This is a genomic window from Bradyrhizobium sp. PUT101, from assembly GCF_052043945.1.
GTDB lineage: Bacteria > Pseudomonadota > Alphaproteobacteria > Rhizobiales > Xanthobacteraceae > Bradyrhizobium.
Window position 1 is genome coordinate 3,424,741 of record NZ_CP197207.1, and the last position, 18,860, is coordinate 3,443,600.

An 18,860-nucleotide genomic window follows, 5' to 3' on the forward strand; every position below is an offset into this window, starting at 1 on the left:
CGCGCGATGCAGAGCCGGCTTCCCATCCTCATATTCGCAGCTCTCATGGCGGCGATCCCGTTCGTCCCGGGCATGCCGCCGTTCTGGATCGTGCTGCTCGACAATATCGGTCTCGCGGCGCTCGTCGCGATGGGCCTCGTGCTGCTGACCGGCGTCGGCGGCCTGACCTCCTTCGGACAAGCGGCCTTCGTCGGCTTCGGCGCCTACACCACCGCGGTGCTGTCGACGGCCTACGGCCTGTCGCCCTGGCTGACGCTGCCGCTGTCGCTCGTGGTCAGCGGATCGCTCGCGGTGTTGCTCGGTCTGGTCACCGTCCGCCTCTCCGGCCATTATCTGCCGCTCGGCACGCTCGCCTGGGGGCTCGGGCTGTTCTATCTCTTCAGCAAGCTGGAATTCCTGGGGAGAAACGACGGCATCTCGGCGATCCCGCCGCTGTCGATCGGCGCGTTCAAGATGCTCTCGCCCGGCTCGATCTACTACGCGATCTGGGTCGCCGTGATCCTCTCGGCCCTGCTGACGATGAACCTCCTGGACTCCCGCACCGGCCGCGCCATCCGCGCGCTCAGGCGCGGCCATATCGCGGCGGAAGCCTTCGGCGTGCACACGCCGCGCGCAAAAATGCTGGTGTTCATCCATGCCGCGGTGCTCGCCGGCCTCTCCGGCTGGCTCTATGCGCATCTTCAGCGCGCGGTGAACCCGACGCCGTTCGGCGCACAGGCCGGCATCGAGTATCTCTTCATCGCGGTGGTTGGCGGCGCCGGCTATGTCTGGGGCGGCGTCCTGGGCGCGGCGATCGTCGTGGTGCTGAAGGAAGTGCTGCAAAGCTATCTGCCGCTGATCCTGCCGGGCTCCGGCCAGGTCGAGACCATCGTGTTCGGGATCATGCTGGTGGCCCTGCTGCAGCTCGCGCCCGGCGGCCTCTGGCCCTGGCTGATGTCGTTCCTGCCCGAACGCACCGGCGGCACGAAGCCCGACACCTCCCTGAAGCTGGAGTCGCGCACACGCTCACCGGTTCAGTCCGGCGTCCTGCTTCAGGTGGAGAAAGCGCGAAAACAATTCGGCGGCGTGATCGCAGTCAACAACGTCTCCTTCGACGTCCGGGCCCGTGAGATCGTCGCGCTGATCGGGCCGAACGGGGCGGGCAAGAGCACCACCTTCAACCTGATCACCGGCGTGCTGTCGGCGACCTCGGGCTCGATCTCGGTGCTCGGCAGGAAGGTCGACAACGCGCCACCGCAGGAGATCGTCAAGCTCGGCATCTCCCGCACCTTCCAGCACGTCAAGCTCGTGCCTGACATGACCGTGCTGGAGAACGTCGCGATCGGCGCGCATCTGCGCGGCCATTCCGGCCCGATCGCCTCGATGCTGCGGCTCGACCGCACCGACGAGGCCAAGCTGCTCGCCGAGGCCGCACGCCAGATCGAGCGCGTCGGCCTCACCGACCAGATGCACCAGCTCGCGGGCAGCCTCTCGCTCGGCCAGCAACGCATTGTCGAGATCGCCCGCGCGCTCTGCGTCGATCCGATGCTGCTGCTGCTCGACGAGCCGGCCGCGGGCCTGCGCCACATGGAGAAGCAGCGCCTCGCCGCGCTGCTCCGCGAGCTGCGCGACGGCGGCATGAGCGTGCTCCTGGTCGAGCACGACATGGGCTTTGTCATGAACCTCGCCGACCGCATCGTGGTGCTCGATTTCGGCACCAAGATCGCGGAAGGCACCCCCGCCACGATCAAGACCAATCCCGAAGTGATCAAGGCCTATCTCGGAGTGGCGGCATGAGCGCGCTGTTGTCCGTCACCGATGCCCATGTCGCCTATGGCAAGGTCGAGGCGGTGCGCTCGGTCTCGCTCGAGGTCGGGGCCAACCAGATCGTCACCATCGTCGGCGCCAACGGCGCCGGCAAGACCACGCTGCTTTCGGCCGTCATGGGCATTCTGCCGCTGAAGGGCCGCGTCGCCTTTGCCGGCCAGGATCTCGCACGGCTCGACATCGAGGACCGCGTCGCGATGGGCCTCGGCCTCGTCCCCGAGCACCGCGAATTGTTCGTGACCATGAATGTCGAGGACAATCTCGAGCTGGGCGCCTTCCGCATCGAGCGGAGCAAGGCCAAGGCCTCGATGGAGCGGGTCTACACGCTGTTCCCGCGGCTGAAGGAGCGGCGCAAGCAACTCGCCGGCACGCTCTCCGGCGGCGAGCAGCAGATGCTCGCGATGGGCCGCGCGCTGATGGGCGAGCCAAAGCTCTTGATGCTGGACGAGCCGAGCCTCGGCCTCGCGCCGATCATCGTCGCCGACATTTTCCGGATCGTCACCGAGCTGCGCGCCAGCGGCGTCTCGGTGCTGCTGGTCGAGCAGAACGCGCAGGCCGCGCTGAAGATCGCGGACCAGGCCTACGTGATGGAGCTCGGCGAGTTCGTGCTCAGCGGCAAGGCCAGCGACATCGCGGCAAACGAGCGCGTCGCGGCGAGCTATCTCGGCTTCCAGCACGAAGGCGAGAGCGTGGTGTAGTTTCTCACCCTCCCCTGGAGGGGCAGGGGAATCGCATGTGATCTCTCGGAAAGGTCTGAGCAAGCGCCTCGTCCTTCGAGACGACCGCTCCGCGGTCTCCTCAGGATGAGGCTTCGCTAGAGCGGTGTCCTTTGAAACTGCCGCTGCACACTCCGCCCTCATCCTGAGGGCCCGCCGGAGGCGGGCGTCTCGAAGGATGGCCGCAGGCGAGTTTCCCGCCGCGCTTCCATATGCGATTGCCCTGCCTGGAGGGGGAGGGTAAGCGAGCGGCGCGTTTACGAAGTTTCCGCCTTCTCGCCCTTCAACGCCGCGATCTCCGCTTCCAGCTCCGCGATCCTCGCGTCCCGAGCCGCCAGCGCCGCGGCAACGTCGCCCGCGTCGAACTTCTGCGGGATGTGCTGGGGGCAGTTGGTGTCCCAGGCGGCGATCTTGAACAGGATCACCTGCTCCGGCCGCGCGCGGTAGCCTTTCGGCATCAGCGACGTGGTCAGCGCCGCGTCGTCCTCGACCACCCGCGCCTCGCCCCAGATCTTCACGCGGCGGCGATGCGCGTAGTCCATCACGAAGATATAGGCCTTGGGATTCTCCGACAGATTTCCCTGCGTGATGAACTGCTGATTGCCGGCATAGTCGGTGAACGCCAGCGTCTGCTTGTCGAGCACCTTGAGAAACCCCTTCGGTCCGCCGCGGTGCTGGATGTAGGGCTGGCCGTCCGCCGAAGCGGTGGCGAAATAGAAGCTGTTGGCCTCGGCGAGGAAGGCTTCAAGGTTCTCGTCGACCTCGGTGCGCCATCCGCGCTGCTCGCTCCGCGCATAGGCCTCCCGCGAGCCCTTGCGCGCCTGGATCGCCTTCACCGCCGGCGAGAAGGCGACGTCGCTGGCATAGGTGTGGACTGCTGTCGTCATCGGAACATCTCCTGAAATCCCGGCGCATCGCTGCGTCTTCCGTGCGCAAGATGGACCTTACGCCGGCCAAAACAATCGACCCGCTTGACACTTCATCGTTGCGATATATGCAATAATGCCATGGACCGCCTCGAATCCATGCACGTCTTCGTCACCGTCGCCGATCTGCGCGGCTTTGCGCCGGCGGCACGCAAGCTGGGGCTGTCGCCCTCGGCGGTGACGCGAACGATCGCGGCGCTGGAGGAGCATCTCGGCGCGCGGCTGTTGCAGCGGACGACCCGGCAGGTGAGGTTGACGGACGTCGGCGCCCGGTATCTGGAGCGCGTCAGGCGCATCCTCGCCGACGTCGATGAAGCCGATGGCTCGGCACGGGAGGAGCGCAACCGCCCGAGCGGACGTCTGGTGGTGTCGGCCCCGGTCGGCTTCGGCCGGCTACATGTCGGGCCGATCATGACCGCCTATCTCACGCGCTATCCCGAAGTCGCCTGCGAATTGCGGTTGTCGGATCATCTCGTCAACCTCGTCGAGGACGCCGTCGACGCCGCGGTGCGGATCGGCCATCTCGCCGATTCCTCGCTCGTTGCGCGCCAGGTCGGCGAGATGCGGCGGATCGTGGTGGCAGCGCCGGGCTATCTGAAGCGCCATGGCGAGCCGAGGACGCCGGAGGCCCTTCGCGAGCACCAGACCATCCAGTTCGGCCCTTGGTCCGAATGGCGCTTCCTGCGCGACGGCCGCGACATCGAGGTCATACCGACCCCGCGCTTCACCAGCAACAGCGCCGACGCGGCGCTGCAATATGCCAAGGCCGGCGGCGGCGTGACGCGGGTGCTGGCCTATCAGGCCGCGGAAGGACTGAAGCGCGGTCGGCTGAAAATAGTACTGGCGGCCTACGAGCAGCCGGCACTGCCGATCCACATCGTCTATCCGACCTCGCGCCTGCTCTCAGCCAAGGTGCGGGCGTTCGTCGATCTCGTGGTGGAGACGGTGGAGTGGAGGTTTGTGTGATCTCTTTTCGTCATGGCCGAGCTTGTCCCGGCCATCCACGCGCCTCCACGCATGCAGCGCCAAAGACGTGGATGCCCGGGTCAAGCCCGGGCATGACGACGGAGAGAGTTGGGCCTCACCCCTTCTTCGGCACCACGCGGAACGTCCCGCTCGCCCGCGCGATCACGGCATCGTCCGCCTTCACCAGGCATTGCGCAAAGCAGATCGTGGAGCCGGTCTTGATGGCCTCGCCCTCGACCGCGAGCCATTGGCCGATCTCGGCGGCGCCGACATAGTCGACCGACAGCGAGATGGTGACGAATGACGTCGTCCAGTCCGTCGCCTGCGCGCAGCTGTAGCCCATGGCGGCATCGGCCAGCGCCGCGATCAGTCCGCCATGGATCAGCCCGCGCGCATTGGTGTGCGGCGTCGCCAGCCGCAATCCCACGGTGACGCCCTTGTCGGTCTTCTTCGAATAGAGCGGCTCCCAGGGATCGGTGAGCGGGGCTTTGCGGAAATGCGGCTCGAAGCCGGCGGGGATCTCGGTGGAGGTCATGGCTGTCTCGCGTGTGGTTGGCTTCCGCCATTGAACGCGATGTGGATGACAGTTTCACCGCCTACAAAGTTTTAAACGGGATTTGCGCGGGCGTTTGAAACGGGCACGCCGTCATTGCGAGGAGCTCTCGCGACGAAGCAATCCAGACCGTCTCCACGGCGGGATTCCTGGATTGCTTCGCTTCGCTCGCAATGACGATGTTGAGAGAACGCGCGATGCCGCTCTAGAACGGCAGCCCGACATAATTCTCCGACAGCGACGTCATCGCCGCTTGCGACTGCGTGACGTAGTCGAGCTCGGCGAGCTGGATGCGGGCACCGATGGTGCCGGTGTCGGGGAATTTGTGCAGCATCGAGGTCATCCACCAGGAGAACCGCACAGCTTTCCAGACGCGTGCCAGCGCCCTGGCGGAGTAGGCGTCGATGCCGGCGCTGGATTTCTCGTCGTAGAACTCGCGCAGCGCGCTCGACAGATAATGCGCATCGCTGGCGGCCAGGTTCAGCCCCTTGGCACCGGTCGGCGGCACGATGTGGGCGGCGTCGCCGCACAGGAACATCCGGCCGAAGCGCATCGGCTCGGCGACGAAGCTGCGCAGCGGCGCGATGCTCTTCTCGATCGACGGGCCCGTGACGAGGCTGTCGGCCGCCTCCTGGTCGAGCCGGCGCTTCAATTCGTCCCAGAAGCGGTCGTCCGGCCATTGGTCGACATGATCGTCGAGCGCGCATTGCACATAGTAACGGCTGCGCTTGGTCGAGCGCATGGTGCACAGCGCAAAGCCGCGGGCGTGGTTGGAATAGATCAGCTCGTGGCTGACAGGCGGGGTGTCGGACAAAATGCCGAGCCAGCCGAATGGATAGACCCGCTCGAACTCCTCGATCGCCGAAGACGGGACGCTGGCGCGGCTGACGCCATGGAAACCGTCGCAGCCGGCAATGAAATCGCAATCAATCGCGTGGGTGACGCCGTCTTTCACATAAGTTACGCGCGGGTGACTGCCGTCGAAATCATGCGGCTGCACGTCCCTGGCCTCGTAGACGGAGATGAGACCAGCGGCCTTCCTCGCATTCATCAGGTCGAGCGTGACCTCGGTTTGGCCGTAGATCATCACCGTCTTGCCGGTTGCGCCCTTCATGTCGATGCGGTGACGGCGGCCGGAGAAGGCGAGCTCGATGCCTTCGTGCACCAGTCCTTCCGCATGGGCCCGCGCGCCGGCGCCGATCTGATCGAGCAGTGAGACAGTTCCTTCCTCCAGGAGACCTGCGCGGATGCGGCCGAGCACGTAGTCCGGGCTCTGCCGCTCCAGGATGACGTTGTCGATGCCGTATGTGTGCAGCAGTTGCCCGAGCAACAATCCGGCCGGGCCGGCTCCGATGATTGCGACTTTTGTCCGCAATACTTGCTCCTTCCGATCCTGTAGGCTTTCATCGCGGGTCGCTTGTCGCCTCGCTCCGCGCAGGATACTTATATCATATAACGGTTGGGAAGAAGGGAGGGCGTTCGCCGCAGCGCGACAAATCCATGCAACATGGATGATGTAGACGGCGCGGCGAGGTGCGCGGCAATTCCGGCTTGAACGCGCCGGCCAATTAGATAACATGTTAATTAACGAGACCGGGCCATCGAAGCCCGCCGTCGAAAACAGGGAGAGACGCGTGATGAGGAAAGCCTGTCTGGCGTTGCTGCTGGCAGCAAGCGTGAGCCCAGCGTTCGCGCAGGAGAAGACCTTCGATTTGAAGATCTCGCATTGGGTGCCGGCCTCGCATCCGCTGCAGAAATCACTCGAGGACTGGGCCGCCGCGGTCGAGAAGGATTCCGGCGGCACCATCAAGGGCAAGGTGTTTCCGGCCCAGCAGCTCGGCAAGGCGTTCGACCATTACGACATGGCGCGCGACGGCATCGCCGACGTCACCTATGTCAACCCCGGCTATCAGCCCGGCCGCTTCCCGATCATCGGCGCAGGCGAGTTGCCCTTCCTGATCTCGGACGCCAAGGGCGGCTCGATGGGGCTCGACGCCTGGTATCGCAAATATGCCGAGAAGGAGATGAAGGACGTCAAATACTGTCTCGCCTTCGTCCACTCGCCCTCCTCGTTCCACTCCCGCACCAAGAAGATCGTCAACCCCGAGGACGTGAAGGGCCTGAAGATCCGCCCCGCTCATGCCACCATGGCGAATTTCGTCACTTCGCTCGGCGGCACCAATGTGCAGTCCTCCGCACCCGAAGTACGCGACATCATCGAGCGCGGCGTCGCCGACGGCGTCACCTTCCCCTGGGGCTCCCTGGTGCTGTTCGGCATCGACAAGGTGACCAAATACGACATGGAGGCGCCGCTCTACACCACGACCTTCGTGTTCGTGATCAACAAGGACAAGTACAATGCGATGTCCGACAAGCAGAAGGCCGCGATCGACAAGAATTGCACGGTCGAGATGGCGGGCACGGTCGGCGAGCACTGGGGCAAGTTCGAGGATGCCGGCATCGCCAAGGTGAAGGCGGAGTCCGGTCACGAGGTCTACAAGCTGACGGCCGAGCAGACCGCCGCCTGGAAGAAGGCCGCCGAGCCGCTGGTCAAGACCTGGAGCGATAATGCCAAGAAGGCCGGCGTCGATCCCGGTGCGGCGCTCGCGGACCTGAAAGCATCGCTGAAGAAGTACAACGCGCTGGCGGAGTGACGCCCAACTGCGACCGCGCACTCGCTGCACCTCTCCCGCTCGCGGGAGAGGTCGGCGCGAAGCGCCGGGTGGGGGCTCTCTCCTCTTGCGGGCTCTCGATTGTGGAAGCACCCTCTCCCCAACCCTCCCCCGCAAGCGGGGGAGGGAGCGCACCTCCCTCGCGGAAAAACTGAACCCGGCTTCGCTGGATTTAGATAGGATTCTTCCCCCATGAAGCGCTCCTGGATGGATCGCGTGATCGACTCGATCGAATGGATCGCGGCCGGCTTCGTCGGCATCGTCGCGCTCGACATTTTCCTGTCGGTGCTGCTGCGCAACACGCTGAACTATTCGATCCCCGACAGTTTCGACATCGGCCGCATGCTGCTCGGCATCCTCATTTTCTGGGGCATCGCGGCGACGTCCTATCGCGGCACTCACATCACGGTAGATCTGGTCTGGGGCAATGTCGGCCCGCGCCATCAGCGCTGGATCGACGTGTTCGCGACGCTGGTGCTGCTGTTCGTCGTCACCGTGCAGACCTGGACGCTGTTCGACAAGGTGCGCGGCACCTACAACGACAACGTCCAGACCTTCGACCTGCACATGCCGACCTGGCCGTTCTTCGCGGTCGCCTGGATCGGCGACGTCTGCGCCGTGCTGCTGATCGCGATCCGCACCTACCGGCTGATCTTCCATCCCGAAGAGATGCACGACCCCAAGATCAAGGCGACGGAGTAATCATGAGCACCGATGCCGTCGCCGTTATCGGCTTCGTTTCCCTCTTCGTCCTGATGCTGCTGCGCGTGCCGGTCGGCATGGCCATGGGCCTCGTCGGCGTCACCGGCTTTTCCTATCTGGTCGGCGCGACGCCGGCGTTGAAGCTGGTCGGCCAGACCTCAATGCGAACGGTCACCGACTACACTTTCGGCGTCATTCCGATGTTCCTGCTGATGGGCTCCTTCGTCAGCAATTCCGGCATGAGCCGGGAGCTGTTCCGGGCCGCCAATGGCTTTGTCGGCCACTTGCGCGGCGGGCTTGGCATTGCGACCGTCGGCGCCTGCGGCGGCTTCGCTGCGATCTGCGGCTCGTCGGTGGCGACCGCCGCGACCTTCTCCGCGGTCGCCTACCCCGAGATGCGCCGGTTCGGCTATCCGCAATCCTTCGCCACCGGCGTGATCGCAGCGGGCGGCACGCTGGGCGCGATGCTGCCGCCCTCCACCGTGCTCGCGGTCTACGGCATCATCACCGAGCAGGACATCGGCAAGCTCTTCATCGCCGGCATCATCCCGGGCCTGCTCGCGATGACCATGTACATGATCACGATCTTCCTGATCGGCTATTTCCGCCCCGACTTCCTGCCCAAGGGCAAGGTGACACCCTGGCGCGAACGTTTTGCCGGATTGAAGGAGATCTGGGCGCCGGTGCTGCTATTCGTCTTCGTGATCGGCGGTCTCTACGGCCTGCCCTTCCTGCCGCGCTTCACGCCGACCGAGGCCGGCGGCGTCGGCGCCACCGGCGCCTTCATCATCGGCGTGCTGACCGGCCGGCTCGACCGCGAGAAGGTGCTGGCCTCGCTGCTGCAGGCCACGCGCACCGCGGCCGCGGTGTTCACCGTGCTGATCGGCGCGCTGATCTTCGGCTATTTCCTCACGGTGACGCAGACGCCGCAGAAGGTCACGGAATTCCTCACCGGTCTCGGCCTCGGGCCCTACGGCGTGCTGGCGCTGATCATGGTGATGTATCTCGTGCTCGGCTGCCTGATGGACGCCATGGCGATGATCATCCTGACCGTGCCGATCATCTTCCCGGTGATCATGCATCTCGGCTTCGACCCGATCTGGTTCGGCATCATCATCGTCATGACCGTCGAGCTCGGCCTGATCCATCCGCCGGTCGGCATGAACGTCTTCGTCATAAAAAGCGTGGTGAAGGACGTGTCCTTCTCCACGATCTTCAAGGGCGTGATCCCCTTCGTGGCGACCGACCTCGTGCGCCTCGTGATCCTGATCGCCTTCCCGCTGCTGGCGACCTGGCTGCCGACGCGCATGATGGCGCATTGAGAGATGAAGCGATGACCACACCCACGCTGGAAACAAAGTACGTCTTCACCATCACCGCGCGCATCGGCGAGGTCGTCACCGCCGGCGAGACCGGCATCGGCGTCCGGCGCATCATCCCGATCGTCGGCGGCGAGGTGACGGGCGCGGTCAAGGGCCGTGTGCTGCCGTTCGGCGCCGACTTCCAAGTCATCCGTCCCAACGAGCTGATCGATCTCGAGGCGAAATACGCTTTCGAGACCGACGACGGCGCCATCGTCTATGTCGAGAACAAGGGAATGCGCTTCGGCCCGGTCGAGCTCCTGCAAAAGCTCAAGCGCGGCGAGCCGGTCGATCCCAAGCTGATCTATTTCCGCACCGTGCCGAAGTTCGAGACCGGGCACGACAAATATCGCTGGCTGATGGAGCATATCTTTGTCGGCTCGGCCGCGCGCCATGCGGACCGCGTCGTGATCGACGTGCACCAGGTCATGTGAGAAAGCTGCCACCTCGTCATTGCGCGCAGTGACGGAGAATGTGGCGACAGTTGCGCTACCCACCCCACCCCTGGCGCGCCGCCTCGCCGGGCGGACGCCGGGCAGATCAATGCCAGCCGAGAGCGATATCGGGCGCCGCCCCTCCTTGACTCCCCCGGAATTCGTTATACAACATAACTATTCTGACAAGGACGCAAATGACACAGGGAAACGCCGAGACCGCCAGCGCGGGCGCCTCCGGGCTTTTGAGGATCGAGCGGGCGGACCGGGTTCTGACCGTGGGTCTGAACCGGCCGGCCAAGCGCAATGCGCTCAATGACGGCATCATCCTGGAAATCGGCGAGTGCTTTGCGTCGCTGCCCGAGGACATCGGCGCGGTCGTGATCCATGGCATCGGCGATCATTTCTCCTCAGGCCTCGATCTCTCCGAGCTCACCGAGCACGATGCGACCGGCGGCCTGCTCCATTCCCAGATGTGGCACCGGGTGTTCGACCGCATCCAGTACAGCCGCGTGCCCGTGATCGCGGCGCTCCGGGGTGCCGTGATCGGCGGCGGGCTGGAGCTCGCCTGCGCCGCGCATATCCGCGTCGCCGAGCCCTCGACCTATTTCGCGCTGCCGGAGGGGCAACGCGGCATCTTCGTCGGCGGCGGCGGCTCGGTGCGGCTGCCGCGCCTGATCGGCGTCGCCAGGATGATGGACATGATGCTGACCGGACGCGTCTATAGCGCGACCGAGGGCGCGTCCTACGGCTTCGCGCAATATCTGACGGAGGCCGGCAACGGGCTCGGCAAGGCGCTGGAGCTTGCGACCAAGATCGCCTCCAACGCGCCGCTGACCAATTTTGCCGTGCTGCAGGCGCTGCCGATGATCGCGGAGGCCAATCCGCAGACGGGTCTGTTGATGGAATCGCTGATGGCGACCGTCGCGCAGAGCGACAAGGAGGCCAAGCGCCGGATCCGCGAGTTCCTCGAACACAAGACCGCGAAGGTGAAGCCGAAGTCATGAGCGCGCAGCCGTCCTCTTCCAGCACGGAGCGCGGCGCGAGCACTTTCCCGCTGCGCCCGATCTCGTTCGGCGATCCCGCCGTCAACGTCGAGCGCCGCGATGACGGCACGATTTACCTCAGGCCGAAGCAGCCGCTCGGCGACTATCCCGTCCGCATCACCGACCGCCTGCATCATTGGGCGACGACGACGCCGGACCGCGTCTTCATGGCCGAGCGCGAAGCCGGCCGCTTCTGGCGCAAGATCACCTATGCCGAGCTGCTCACCGCGAGCCGGCACATCGCGTCGAGCCTGATTGCACGCGGATTGTCCGCAGAGCGCCCGGTCGTCATCCTCTCCGGCAACTCGATCGACCACGCCCTGCTCGCCTTCGGCGCGCTCTATGCCGGCGTTCCGTTCTGCCCGGTGTCGCCGGCCTATTCGCTGGTGTCGAAGGATTACGGCAAGCTGTCCTATCTGATGAAGCTGCTGACGCCCGGCCTCGTCTTCGCCGAGGATGCCGACAAGTTCGCCGACGCGCTCACCGCCAATGTCTCGCTCGGCACCGAGATCGCCGCGTCCTTTGGCCACGTGCCGGGCCGCGACGTCACCCTGCTCGCCGACCTCATGGCAACGCCGCTCCGCAGCGATCTCGACGACGTCCACGGCAGGATCGGCCCCGACACCATCGCAAAATTCCTGCTGACCTCGGGGTCGACCGGCAACCCCAAGGCCGTCATCAACACCCAGCGCATGATCTGCGCCAACCAGGTGATGCTGCGCGAGACGCTCGCCTTCCTCAAGGACGAGCCGCCCGTCATCATCGACTGGCTGCCCTGGAACCACACCTTCGGCGGCAACCACAATATCGGCCTGACGCTCTACAATGGCGGCTCGATGTATCTGGACGCCGGCAAGCCGATGCCCGGCGGCATCGAGGAGACCGTGCGCAATCTCCAGGAGATTTCGCCGACGGTGTATTTCAACGTGCCCAAGGGTTACGAATCGCTGCTGCCGTATTTGCGCGAGGACCAGGGCCTGCGCGCAAAGTTCTTCGACCGGCTGCATGCGATGTTCTTCTCGGGCGCGGCGCTGTCGCCCTTCGTCTGGGACAGCCTTGACGAGCTCGCGGTGAAGGAAAAAGGCTACCGCGTGCCGATGCTGACGGGCTTGGGCGCCACCGAGACCGCGCCGTTCTTCATGTCGGTCAATCCGCGCACCAGCCGCTCCGGCCATGTCGGATTGCCCGTCTCGGGCAATGACGCCAAGCTGGTTCCGAACAACGGCAAGCTGGAGGTCCGCTGCAAGGGGCCGAACGTGATGCCCGGCTACTGGCGCCAGCCGGACATCACTGCAAAATCGTTCGACGAGGAAGGCTTCTACAAGCTCGGCGATGCGCTCAAGCCGGCCGATCCCGATGATCTCAACGCCGGCTTCGACTTCGACGGCCGCATTGGCGAGGATTTCAAGCTGGCGAGCGGCACCTGGGTCAGCGTCGGTCCGTTGCGCGCACGCTTCGTTGCGGCCTGCGCACCGCTGGTGCGCGACGTGATCATCGCCGGCATCAACCGCGACGAGGTCTCCGCGCTCGTCGTGCTCGATCTCGACGGTTGCCGGCTGATCAACCCGACGCTGCCGACCGACGATCTCGTCGTCGCCACGCGCGACCGCCTGGTCCGCGAGGCTTTTCGCGAGCGCCTGACCCGTTTCCTCAGTCAAGCCACGGGCTCCTCGACGCGGATCACCCGCGCGATCCTGATGGACGCGCCGCTGTCGATCGACAAGGGCGAGGTCACCGACAAGGGCTCGATCAACCAGCGCGCGGTGCTGGAGCATCGCGGCGAGCTGATCGAGGAGCTCTACGCTGCCAATCCGTCGAACCGTGTGATATCGGTCGCTTGAGAAATCATCGCCAAAGGAGAACGCCATGTTGTTGAAGGATCAGGCAGCCATCGTGACCGGCGGTGCATCGGGGCTTGGCGCTGCCACTGCGCGAAAACTGGCGGCGCAGGGCGCCAAGGTCGCGGTCTTCGATCTCAATGCCAAGCTCGCGGAAACCGTCGCCGCCGAGATCAAGGGCGTCGCCGTGACCTGCGACGTCTCCGATGCCGCCTCCGCTGAAGCCGCGATCGCGCAGGCGACGAAGGCCCACGGCCCGGCCCGCGTGCTGGTCAATTGCGCCGGCATCGGCGTTGCCAAGCGCGTGGTCGGCCGCGACGGCCCGATGGCGCTCGCCGATTTCGACAAGGTGATCAAGGTCAACCTGATCGGCACCTTCAACATGCTGCGCCTTGCCGCGACCGAGATGTCCAGGCTCGAGCCGCAGGCGACCGGCGAGCGCGGCGTCATCATCAACACCGCCTCGGTCGCCGCCTATGACGGCCAGATCGGCCAGTCGGCCTATTCGGCGTCCAAGGGCGGCATCGTCGGCATGACGCTGCCGATCGCGCGCGAGCTCGCGCAATTCGGCATCCGCGTGCTGACGATTGCGCCCGGCCTGTTCCTCACGCCGCTGCTGGCCAACCTGCCGCAGGAAGCCCAGGACTCGCTCGCCGCAGCGATCCCGTTCCCGCGCCGGCTCGGCAATGCCGACGAGTTCGCCGCGCTGGCGCTGCACATGGTCGAGAACGCCTACCTGAACGGCGAAGTGGTGCGTCTCGACGGCTCGCTGCGCATGGCGCCGAAATAAGGCGCCGCGCATGTTCGTGAACCGGCGCGAGGTCCAGATCCAGTGGGGCGATTGCGACCCCGCCAACATCGTCTATTACCCGCGCTATTTCGCGATGTTCGACGATTCGACCTCGACCCTGTTCGAGGTCGCCGGCTTCTCCAAGCAGGACCTGGTCCGCAAATACGGCCTGGTTGGCATTCCCATGGTCGACACGCGGGCCAAGTTCTACATCCCCTCGACCTATGGCGACTGGATCACCATCGAAACCAGGATCGAGAGCATCAAGCGCTCGAGCTTCGAGGTGAAGCACAACGTCTACAAGGGCGAGGCGCTGGCGCTCGAGGGGTTCGAGACCCGCGTCCTGGTCGGCCGCGATCCCGTTAACCCCGACAAGCTGAAATCCGCACCATTCCCGGCGGAAATGGTAGCCAAATTCACGGGGAGTTAAGTCTGGAGCTAAATCGCCGCATCACCAAAAGAGGGGGCTGAATTACCCCCCGATTTCTGCTTTCAAAGAAACTCGTCAAGGGAGGAATAGATGAAACGCTTTTACCTGACCGCCGCCATCACCGCGGCCGCGCTGGCGCTGCCGGCATTGCCTGCGCTGGCCCAGACCAGCGAAATCACCATCGGCATCACCACCACCACGACCGGCCCGGGCGCCGCGCTCGGCATTCCCGAGCGCAATGCGCTGGAATTCGTGCCGAAGGAAATCGGCGGCGTGCCGCTGAAGGTGATCGTGCTCGACGACGGCGGCGATCCCACCACCGCGACCACCAACGCCCGCCGCTTCGTGACCGAATCCAAGGCCGACCTCATCATGGGCTCGGCGCTGACGCCGCCGACCATCGCGGTCTCCAACGTCGCCAATGAAGCCGGCATCCCGCATTTCGGTCTTGCGCCGTTCCCGATCACGCCCGAGCGCATGAAGTGGTCGGTCGCGATGCCGCAGCCGATTCCGATCGTGGGCAAGGTGCTGTACGATCACATGAAGACAAAGGGCGTGAAGACGCTCGGTTATATCGGCTATTCCGATTCCTACGGCGACCTCTGGTTCAACGACCTCAAGGCCCAGGCCGTGCCGATGGGCATGACCATCGTCGACGAGGAGCGCTTTGCCCGTCCCGACACCTCGGTGACCGGACAGGTGCTGAAGCTCGTCGCTGCCAATCCGGACGCGATTCTGGTCGGTGCGTCCGGCACCGCAGCCGCGCTGCCGCAGACCGAGCTGCGCGAGCGCGGCTACAAGGGCCTGATCTACCAGACCCACGGTGCTGCCAGCATGGACTTCATCCGCATCGCCGGCAAAGCGGCGGAGGGCGTGCTGATGGCCTCCGGGCCCGTCATGGACCCCGAGGACCAGCCGGACAGCGCGCTGACCAAGAAGCCGGGCCTCGCGCTGAACTCGGCCTATGAAGCCAAATATGGCCCAAACAGCCGCAGCCAGTTTGCCGGCCATTCCTATGACGCGTTCGAAATCCTCAAGCGCGTGATCCCGACGGCGCTGAAAACCGCAAAACCCGGCACGCCGGAATTCCGCGAAGCCATTCGCCAGGCGCTGCTGACGGAGAAGGAGCTGGCGGCGAGCCAGGGCGTCTACAACTTCACCGAAAAGGACCGCTACGGCCTCGACGAGCGCTCGCGCATCCTGCTCACGGTGAAGGACGGCAAGTACATGCTGGTGAAGTAGGTACGGCGAAAGATCTGAGACGACGAGAGCCGGCCCATTGGCCGGCTCTTTTGTTTTTCGGTTCTTGAATGGCATCGCCACTGAGGTCGTCATGGCCGGGCTTGTCCCGGCCATCCACGCCTTGCCACGCGGCGCGAAGAACGTGGATGCCCGGGACAAGCCCGGGCATGACGAAGCAGATACACCGCGTTCCTACGCCGCCTGCCGCAGCGGCGTCCAGGCGAACTCCGGATAGTAATTGTCCATCATGCGATCGACATAGGCGGTGAGGTTCGGAAATCCCTCAGCGCGTTGGCGCAAGGCCGATTCGAAGAACGGCGTCAGTATCCCGGCCAGAGCGCCGAAAGCGGTGGCATCGACGCCGCAGGGCTTGTTGTCCATCAGGTACGCCTTGTCGCCGAGTTGCACCGACAGCGCGAACAGCGAGCGCACCGCGAGATCGACGTCGTCATCCGGCGCATGGCGGCCGAGGCCGGAGAGCAGATAGTTCTCGGCGACCCGGAATTGCGCATCCTCGCGCAGCTTCTCGCGGTTGTGCTCCGGCGCGCCGTCGAAGAAATGCGCGGGCCCCTTGGCGAAATTGACCGGATCGACCCAGCGTGCGCCGACCAGGGCCCAGTAGACGTGATGCTCGATCATCCGCTCGAATGCCCAGGCCTGCGCGCGTTCCTGCAACGAGAGCCCGGCATCGAAATCGAAGCCGTAGCGGCGTTCGATATGAGCGCGAATGAAAGTGGAATCGGCCACCGCCTCGCCGCCGTCGTCGATGAAGGGCAGCTGCCCCTTGGGGGAAGCGGGCGGCATCGCCCGCTCCTTCCGGTAGGGCAGCCCCGCCATCTTGAGCTGCACTTCCGTCTTGGTGACGAAGGTGCTGATTTCCGGCAGGCCGAAGCCGGCGCCAAAGCCGTAAAGCGTGATCATGCGAGCTCTCCTGAACCTGTCGAACGATTTGACGGAACCTAGCGACCGGCTGCTGCCACCATGGTGGCAGCAGCCGTGATATCTTCTGCGAAGCGGGCCCCTCGCCAAGCCCGGCCCATCACGTGGCGGACCAGCGCATCCGCGGCATGGAGCAGCGAACGCGTCACGGCGGTCGCGAGCGCAAGGCGGAGGTCGACGACCGTGACATCGAGCGAAACGAGGCGGCGGAATGCCCAGGCTTGCCACGCCCGGACCTGGAAAGGCTGGCTCCGCCACAACGGGCCGGCCGGGCCGAAATGGGTTGGAATAATCATGGACAAATCCTCTTCAGTCGATGTGTTGTCCCGGTATAGAACTCCCCTGCTGCCAACATCCTGTCAGCAGCCGCGCGCCGCCTTCTGAAAAGACCACCGAGAAAAAAGCAGCGACAAGGGACTGTCATGAGACGCGCCGACCGGCTGTTTCAAATCATCCAGGTGCTGAGGCGCACGCGTAAGCCGCTGACGGCGGACGCGATCGCGGCCGAGCTCGAGACGTCGAAGCGCACGATCTATCGCGACATCGCGACGCTGATCGGCCAGCGCGTGCCGATCCGCGGCGAAGCCGGCATGGGTTACATCCTGGAAAAGGGCTTTGACCTCCCGCCGCTCATGCTGACACCCGACGAGATCGAGGCGGCGGTGCTGGGCGCGCAATGGGTCGCAGGCCACGCCGACTCCGCGCTGGCGCGCGCGGCCGAAGACCTGATGGCCAAGATCGCCGACACCGTGCCCGAGCGCCTGCGGCCCTTCGTGCTGGAGCCGGCGAGCCGGGCGCGGCCGAGCTGGAACAGGGAGCCCGACCGCCTGGACATGGCGCGCACCCGCACCCAGATCCACGAAGGCAAGAAGATCGTGCTGCGCTACCGCGACGAGCAGGGCCGCCCCAGCGAGCGCGTGATCTGGCCGATTTCGGTCGGCTATCTCGAAGCGGTGCGGCTGCTGGCGGCCTGGTGCGAGTTGCGCAGCGACTTCCGCAGCTTCCGCACCGACCGCGTGGTCGAGGCGACTTATCTCGACGAGAGATATCCGGAGCGGCGCGACGTGCTGCGCGCAAGATGGCGGCAGAGCCTGGTGTGGGGTCCGCCAAAGGACACATGATGATGGAAGAGAGTTCCCGGATCGATCCGTCGAGCTGTTGCCAGGGTTGCGGCGCCTGCTGCGGCTATTCGCAGAACTGGCCGCGCTTCTCGATCGAGAGCGACGAGGAGCTCGCCGCGATTCCCGAAGGGCTGGTCAATGCGCGCCAGTCCGGCATGCGTTGCGAGGGTGATCGCTGCTCGGCCTTGCAGGGAGAGATCGGAAAGATGACGGCCTGCGGCATCTACGAAGTGCGGCCGGAGGTGTGCCGCACCTGCATGCCGGGCGACGCCGAATGCGCGATGGCACGTCGGAAGTTCGGGTTGCCCGTTATAGAAGGCGCTTAGGCGGGAACGGGTTCGCCGATTTCATCGTCGAGCTCGTCATCGAGCGGTGCGAGCACCGAGAGCGGCTTGGTCGACAGCGTAATCGGCTTGCGCCCGCCGGACAGCGACGGTGAAGATTTCGCCGTGCCTTGGCGCGACAGCGCGAAGAGCGTCGAACCGACGCGGCCGCCGTTCTCGACCAGGTCGCGCTCGCTGCAGCTTGCTGCGATCGCGACCGCCAGCGAGTGCAAATGGCTGCGGCGGTAGCAGAACAGCGCCAGCCTGGCGCGCGCGTCAGGGGAAACACTCTCAACCAGCCTCGGCAGACCACTCTCGCTGGCGCGATACATCTCGCCAAGGAGCTCGTCGCGGACCGGGCAGAAATCGCTTTCAAAGGTGTCGCGGCTTGAAAACATTGCAGTTCTCCCTCGTGCAGGGAAGATGCAGTGCAATTCTCTAACGAAAGGTTAACCACGCTGCCCGGTAGTCGCCCGGGGTGCTTGCGCCCTGGCCGCGAATCGGAGGCGCGGGGGCAATCACATTGGGGGGAGTTGGAGCATGAAGATTGTGACTCCGTCATTCCGGGGCGGTCCGCAGGACCGAACCCGGAATCTCGAGATTCCGGGTTCTCGCTTCGCGAGCCCCGGAATGACTGCTCAGCAGTCAGTTCGCCGCCATGTAGATGGAAAGGCCGAAGCCGGTAAGATGGTGCAGCGCCTGATCGACGCCGATCAAGGTCCAGAACCAGGGATGCGCAAGGTCGACGCCGAAATTGGCAGAGACGAAGCCCTTGGCGCGGTCGATCGTGATGTGAATCGCGAAATCGATCAGCGCCACGAACCAGAATTTCGGCGCCACGATCAGGATCAGCGGCAACGCAACGGCAAGGTGGATCAGGCAGTGCACCAGCAGCGGCAGGGCCCAGCCATGCTTCTGGTCCTTCCCGTGCGCCATCCAGGCGGTCTGGAGAACGAAATCGGCGATGATGTGCTTGAAGGTGAGCAGCAACATCC

At 65.0% G+C, this 18,860-nt stretch carries 21 protein-coding genes; 14 read left to right on the forward strand and 7 right to left on the reverse strand.

Annotation, left to right across the window (positions count from 1 at the left end; genetic code table 11):
- Positions 1–6 precede the first annotated feature (6 nt).
- Positions 7–1,776, forward strand: coding sequence for a branched-chain amino acid ABC transporter ATP-binding protein/permease (locus tag ACSHT2_RS16805; RefSeq protein ID WP_440642531.1), 1,770 nt, complete (start codon positions 7–9; stop codon positions 1,774–1,776).
- Complete coding sequence (locus tag ACSHT2_RS16810; RefSeq protein WP_440642532.1) at positions 1,773–2,504, forward strand: ABC transporter ATP-binding protein; 732 nt, start codon at positions 1,773–1,775, stop codon at positions 2,502–2,504. Before ACSHT2_RS16805 ends, ACSHT2_RS16810 begins: the two co-directional genes overlap by 4 nt.
- Positions 2,505–2,779: 275 nt before the next feature.
- Here ACSHT2_RS16810 and ACSHT2_RS16815 read toward each other — a convergent pair whose 3' ends face one another.
- Positions 2,780–3,409 carry a pyridoxamine 5'-phosphate oxidase family protein gene (locus ACSHT2_RS16815; RefSeq protein ID WP_440642533.1) on the reverse strand — a complete coding sequence of 210 codons (630 nt, stop codon included), beginning with the start codon at positions 3,407–3,409 and terminating at the stop codon, positions 2,780–2,782.
- Positions 3,410–3,529: 120 nt separating this feature from the next.
- Here ACSHT2_RS16815 and ACSHT2_RS16820 point away from each other — a divergent pair, with 120 nt between their 5' ends.
- Entirely contained in the window at positions 3,530–4,414 is an 885-nt protein-coding gene (locus ACSHT2_RS16820) for a LysR family transcriptional regulator (RefSeq protein WP_440642534.1), read from the forward strand.
- Between the two features lie 115 nt (positions 4,415–4,529).
- Here ACSHT2_RS16820 and ACSHT2_RS16825 read toward each other — a convergent pair whose 3' ends face one another.
- Together ACSHT2_RS16825 and pobA are read right to left on the reverse strand one after the other, a co-directional pair.
- A complete protein-coding gene (locus ACSHT2_RS16825; RefSeq protein ID WP_440642535.1) occupies positions 4,530–4,949 on the reverse strand; it encodes a PaaI family thioesterase in 420 nt (139 codons plus the stop codon).
- A 223-nt stretch (positions 4,950–5,172) separates the two neighbouring features.
- The gene (pobA, locus tag ACSHT2_RS16830) at positions 5,173–6,342 is read right to left on the reverse strand and encodes a 4-hydroxybenzoate 3-monooxygenase (RefSeq protein WP_440642536.1); all 1,170 of its coding nucleotides are present in this window, start codon (positions 6,340–6,342) and stop codon (positions 5,173–5,175) included.
- Between the two features lie 262 nt (positions 6,343–6,604).
- On the opposite strand from pobA, the gene ACSHT2_RS16835 reads away from it, so the two are divergent.
- The 9 genes from ACSHT2_RS16835 (at position 6,605) to ACSHT2_RS16875 (ending at position 15,482) form a co-directional block, all read left to right on the forward strand.
- Complete coding sequence (locus ACSHT2_RS16835) at positions 6,605–7,621, forward strand: TRAP transporter substrate-binding protein (protein WP_440642855.1); 1,017 nt, start codon at positions 6,605–6,607, stop codon at positions 7,619–7,621.
- A gap of 210 nt (positions 7,622–7,831) precedes the next feature.
- Entirely contained in the window at positions 7,832–8,341 is a 510-nt protein-coding gene (locus tag ACSHT2_RS16840) for a TRAP transporter small permease (RefSeq protein WP_271509831.1), read from the forward strand.
- A 2-nt stretch (positions 8,342–8,343) separates the two neighbouring features.
- Positions 8,344–9,663: a TRAP transporter large permease gene (locus ACSHT2_RS16845; RefSeq protein ID WP_440642537.1), complete on the forward strand. Its 1,320-nt coding sequence runs from the start codon at positions 8,344–8,346 to the stop codon at positions 9,661–9,663.
- A gap of 11 nt (positions 9,664–9,674) precedes the next feature.
- Positions 9,675–10,136 carry a DUF3237 domain-containing protein gene (locus ACSHT2_RS16850; protein ID WP_440642538.1) on the forward strand — a complete coding sequence of 154 codons (462 nt, stop codon included), beginning with the start codon at positions 9,675–9,677 and terminating at the stop codon, positions 10,134–10,136.
- A 197-nt stretch (positions 10,137–10,333) separates the two neighbouring features.
- Positions 10,334–11,143 (forward strand): crotonase/enoyl-CoA hydratase family protein, encoded by an 810-nt coding sequence (locus ACSHT2_RS16855; RefSeq protein WP_440642539.1) that lies wholly within the window; start codon positions 10,334–10,336, stop codon positions 11,141–11,143.
- Positions 11,140–13,023: a feruloyl-CoA synthase gene (locus ACSHT2_RS16860; protein WP_440642540.1), complete on the forward strand. Its 1,884-nt coding sequence runs from the start codon at positions 11,140–11,142 to the stop codon at positions 13,021–13,023. The genes ACSHT2_RS16855 and ACSHT2_RS16860 overlap by 4 nt, the downstream gene beginning before the upstream one ends.
- A 25-nt stretch (positions 13,024–13,048) precedes the next feature.
- Positions 13,049–13,810 carry an SDR family NAD(P)-dependent oxidoreductase gene (locus ACSHT2_RS16865; RefSeq protein ID WP_440642541.1) on the forward strand — a complete coding sequence of 254 codons (762 nt, stop codon included), beginning with the start codon at positions 13,049–13,051 and terminating at the stop codon, positions 13,808–13,810.
- Positions 13,811–13,820: 10 nt separating this feature from the next.
- Positions 13,821–14,240 carry an acyl-CoA thioesterase gene (locus ACSHT2_RS16870; protein ID WP_271529855.1) on the forward strand — a complete coding sequence of 140 codons (420 nt, stop codon included), beginning with the start codon at positions 13,821–13,823 and terminating at the stop codon, positions 14,238–14,240.
- A gap of 90 nt (positions 14,241–14,330) precedes the next feature.
- Positions 14,331–15,482, forward strand: coding sequence for an ABC transporter substrate-binding protein (locus tag ACSHT2_RS16875; protein ID WP_440642542.1), 1,152 nt, complete (start codon positions 14,331–14,333; stop codon positions 15,480–15,482).
- Between the two features lie 192 nt (positions 15,483–15,674).
- Here the strand turns inward: ACSHT2_RS16875 and ACSHT2_RS16880 are convergent, their stop codons facing one another.
- Together ACSHT2_RS16880 and ACSHT2_RS16885 are read right to left on the reverse strand one after the other, a co-directional pair.
- Positions 15,675–16,403, reverse strand: a complete 729-nt coding sequence (locus tag ACSHT2_RS16880; protein ID WP_440642543.1) for a glutathione S-transferase family protein — start codon at positions 16,401–16,403, stop codon at positions 15,675–15,677.
- A gap of 38 nt (positions 16,404–16,441) precedes the next feature.
- Complete coding sequence (locus tag ACSHT2_RS16885) at positions 16,442–16,717, reverse strand: hypothetical protein (RefSeq protein WP_440642544.1); 276 nt, start codon at positions 16,715–16,717, stop codon at positions 16,442–16,444.
- Positions 16,718–16,843: 126 nt separating this feature from the next.
- Between ACSHT2_RS16885 and ACSHT2_RS16890 the strand changes: the two genes are divergently transcribed.
- Together ACSHT2_RS16890 and ACSHT2_RS16895 are read left to right on the forward strand one after the other, a co-directional pair.
- Positions 16,844–17,542 carry a helix-turn-helix transcriptional regulator gene (locus ACSHT2_RS16890; protein WP_319328818.1) on the forward strand — a complete coding sequence of 233 codons (699 nt, stop codon included), beginning with the start codon at positions 16,844–16,846 and terminating at the stop codon, positions 17,540–17,542.
- 2 nt (positions 17,543–17,544) lie between these two features.
- Positions 17,545–17,868, forward strand: a complete 324-nt coding sequence (locus ACSHT2_RS16895; protein ID WP_440642545.1) for a YkgJ family cysteine cluster protein — start codon at positions 17,545–17,547, stop codon at positions 17,866–17,868.
- Here the strand turns inward: ACSHT2_RS16895 and ACSHT2_RS16900 are convergent.
- Positions 17,865–18,263: a hypothetical protein gene (locus ACSHT2_RS16900; protein WP_440642546.1), complete on the reverse strand. Its 399-nt coding sequence runs from the start codon at positions 18,261–18,263 to the stop codon at positions 17,865–17,867. The two genes, ACSHT2_RS16895 and ACSHT2_RS16900, sit on opposite strands and share 4 nt — an antisense overlap.
- Before the next feature lie 247 nt (positions 18,264–18,510).
- Positions 18,511–18,858, reverse strand: coding sequence for a DUF3307 domain-containing protein (locus ACSHT2_RS16905; protein WP_440642856.1), 348 nt, complete (start codon positions 18,856–18,858; stop codon positions 18,511–18,513).
- Positions 18,859–18,860: the final 2 nt, after the last annotated feature.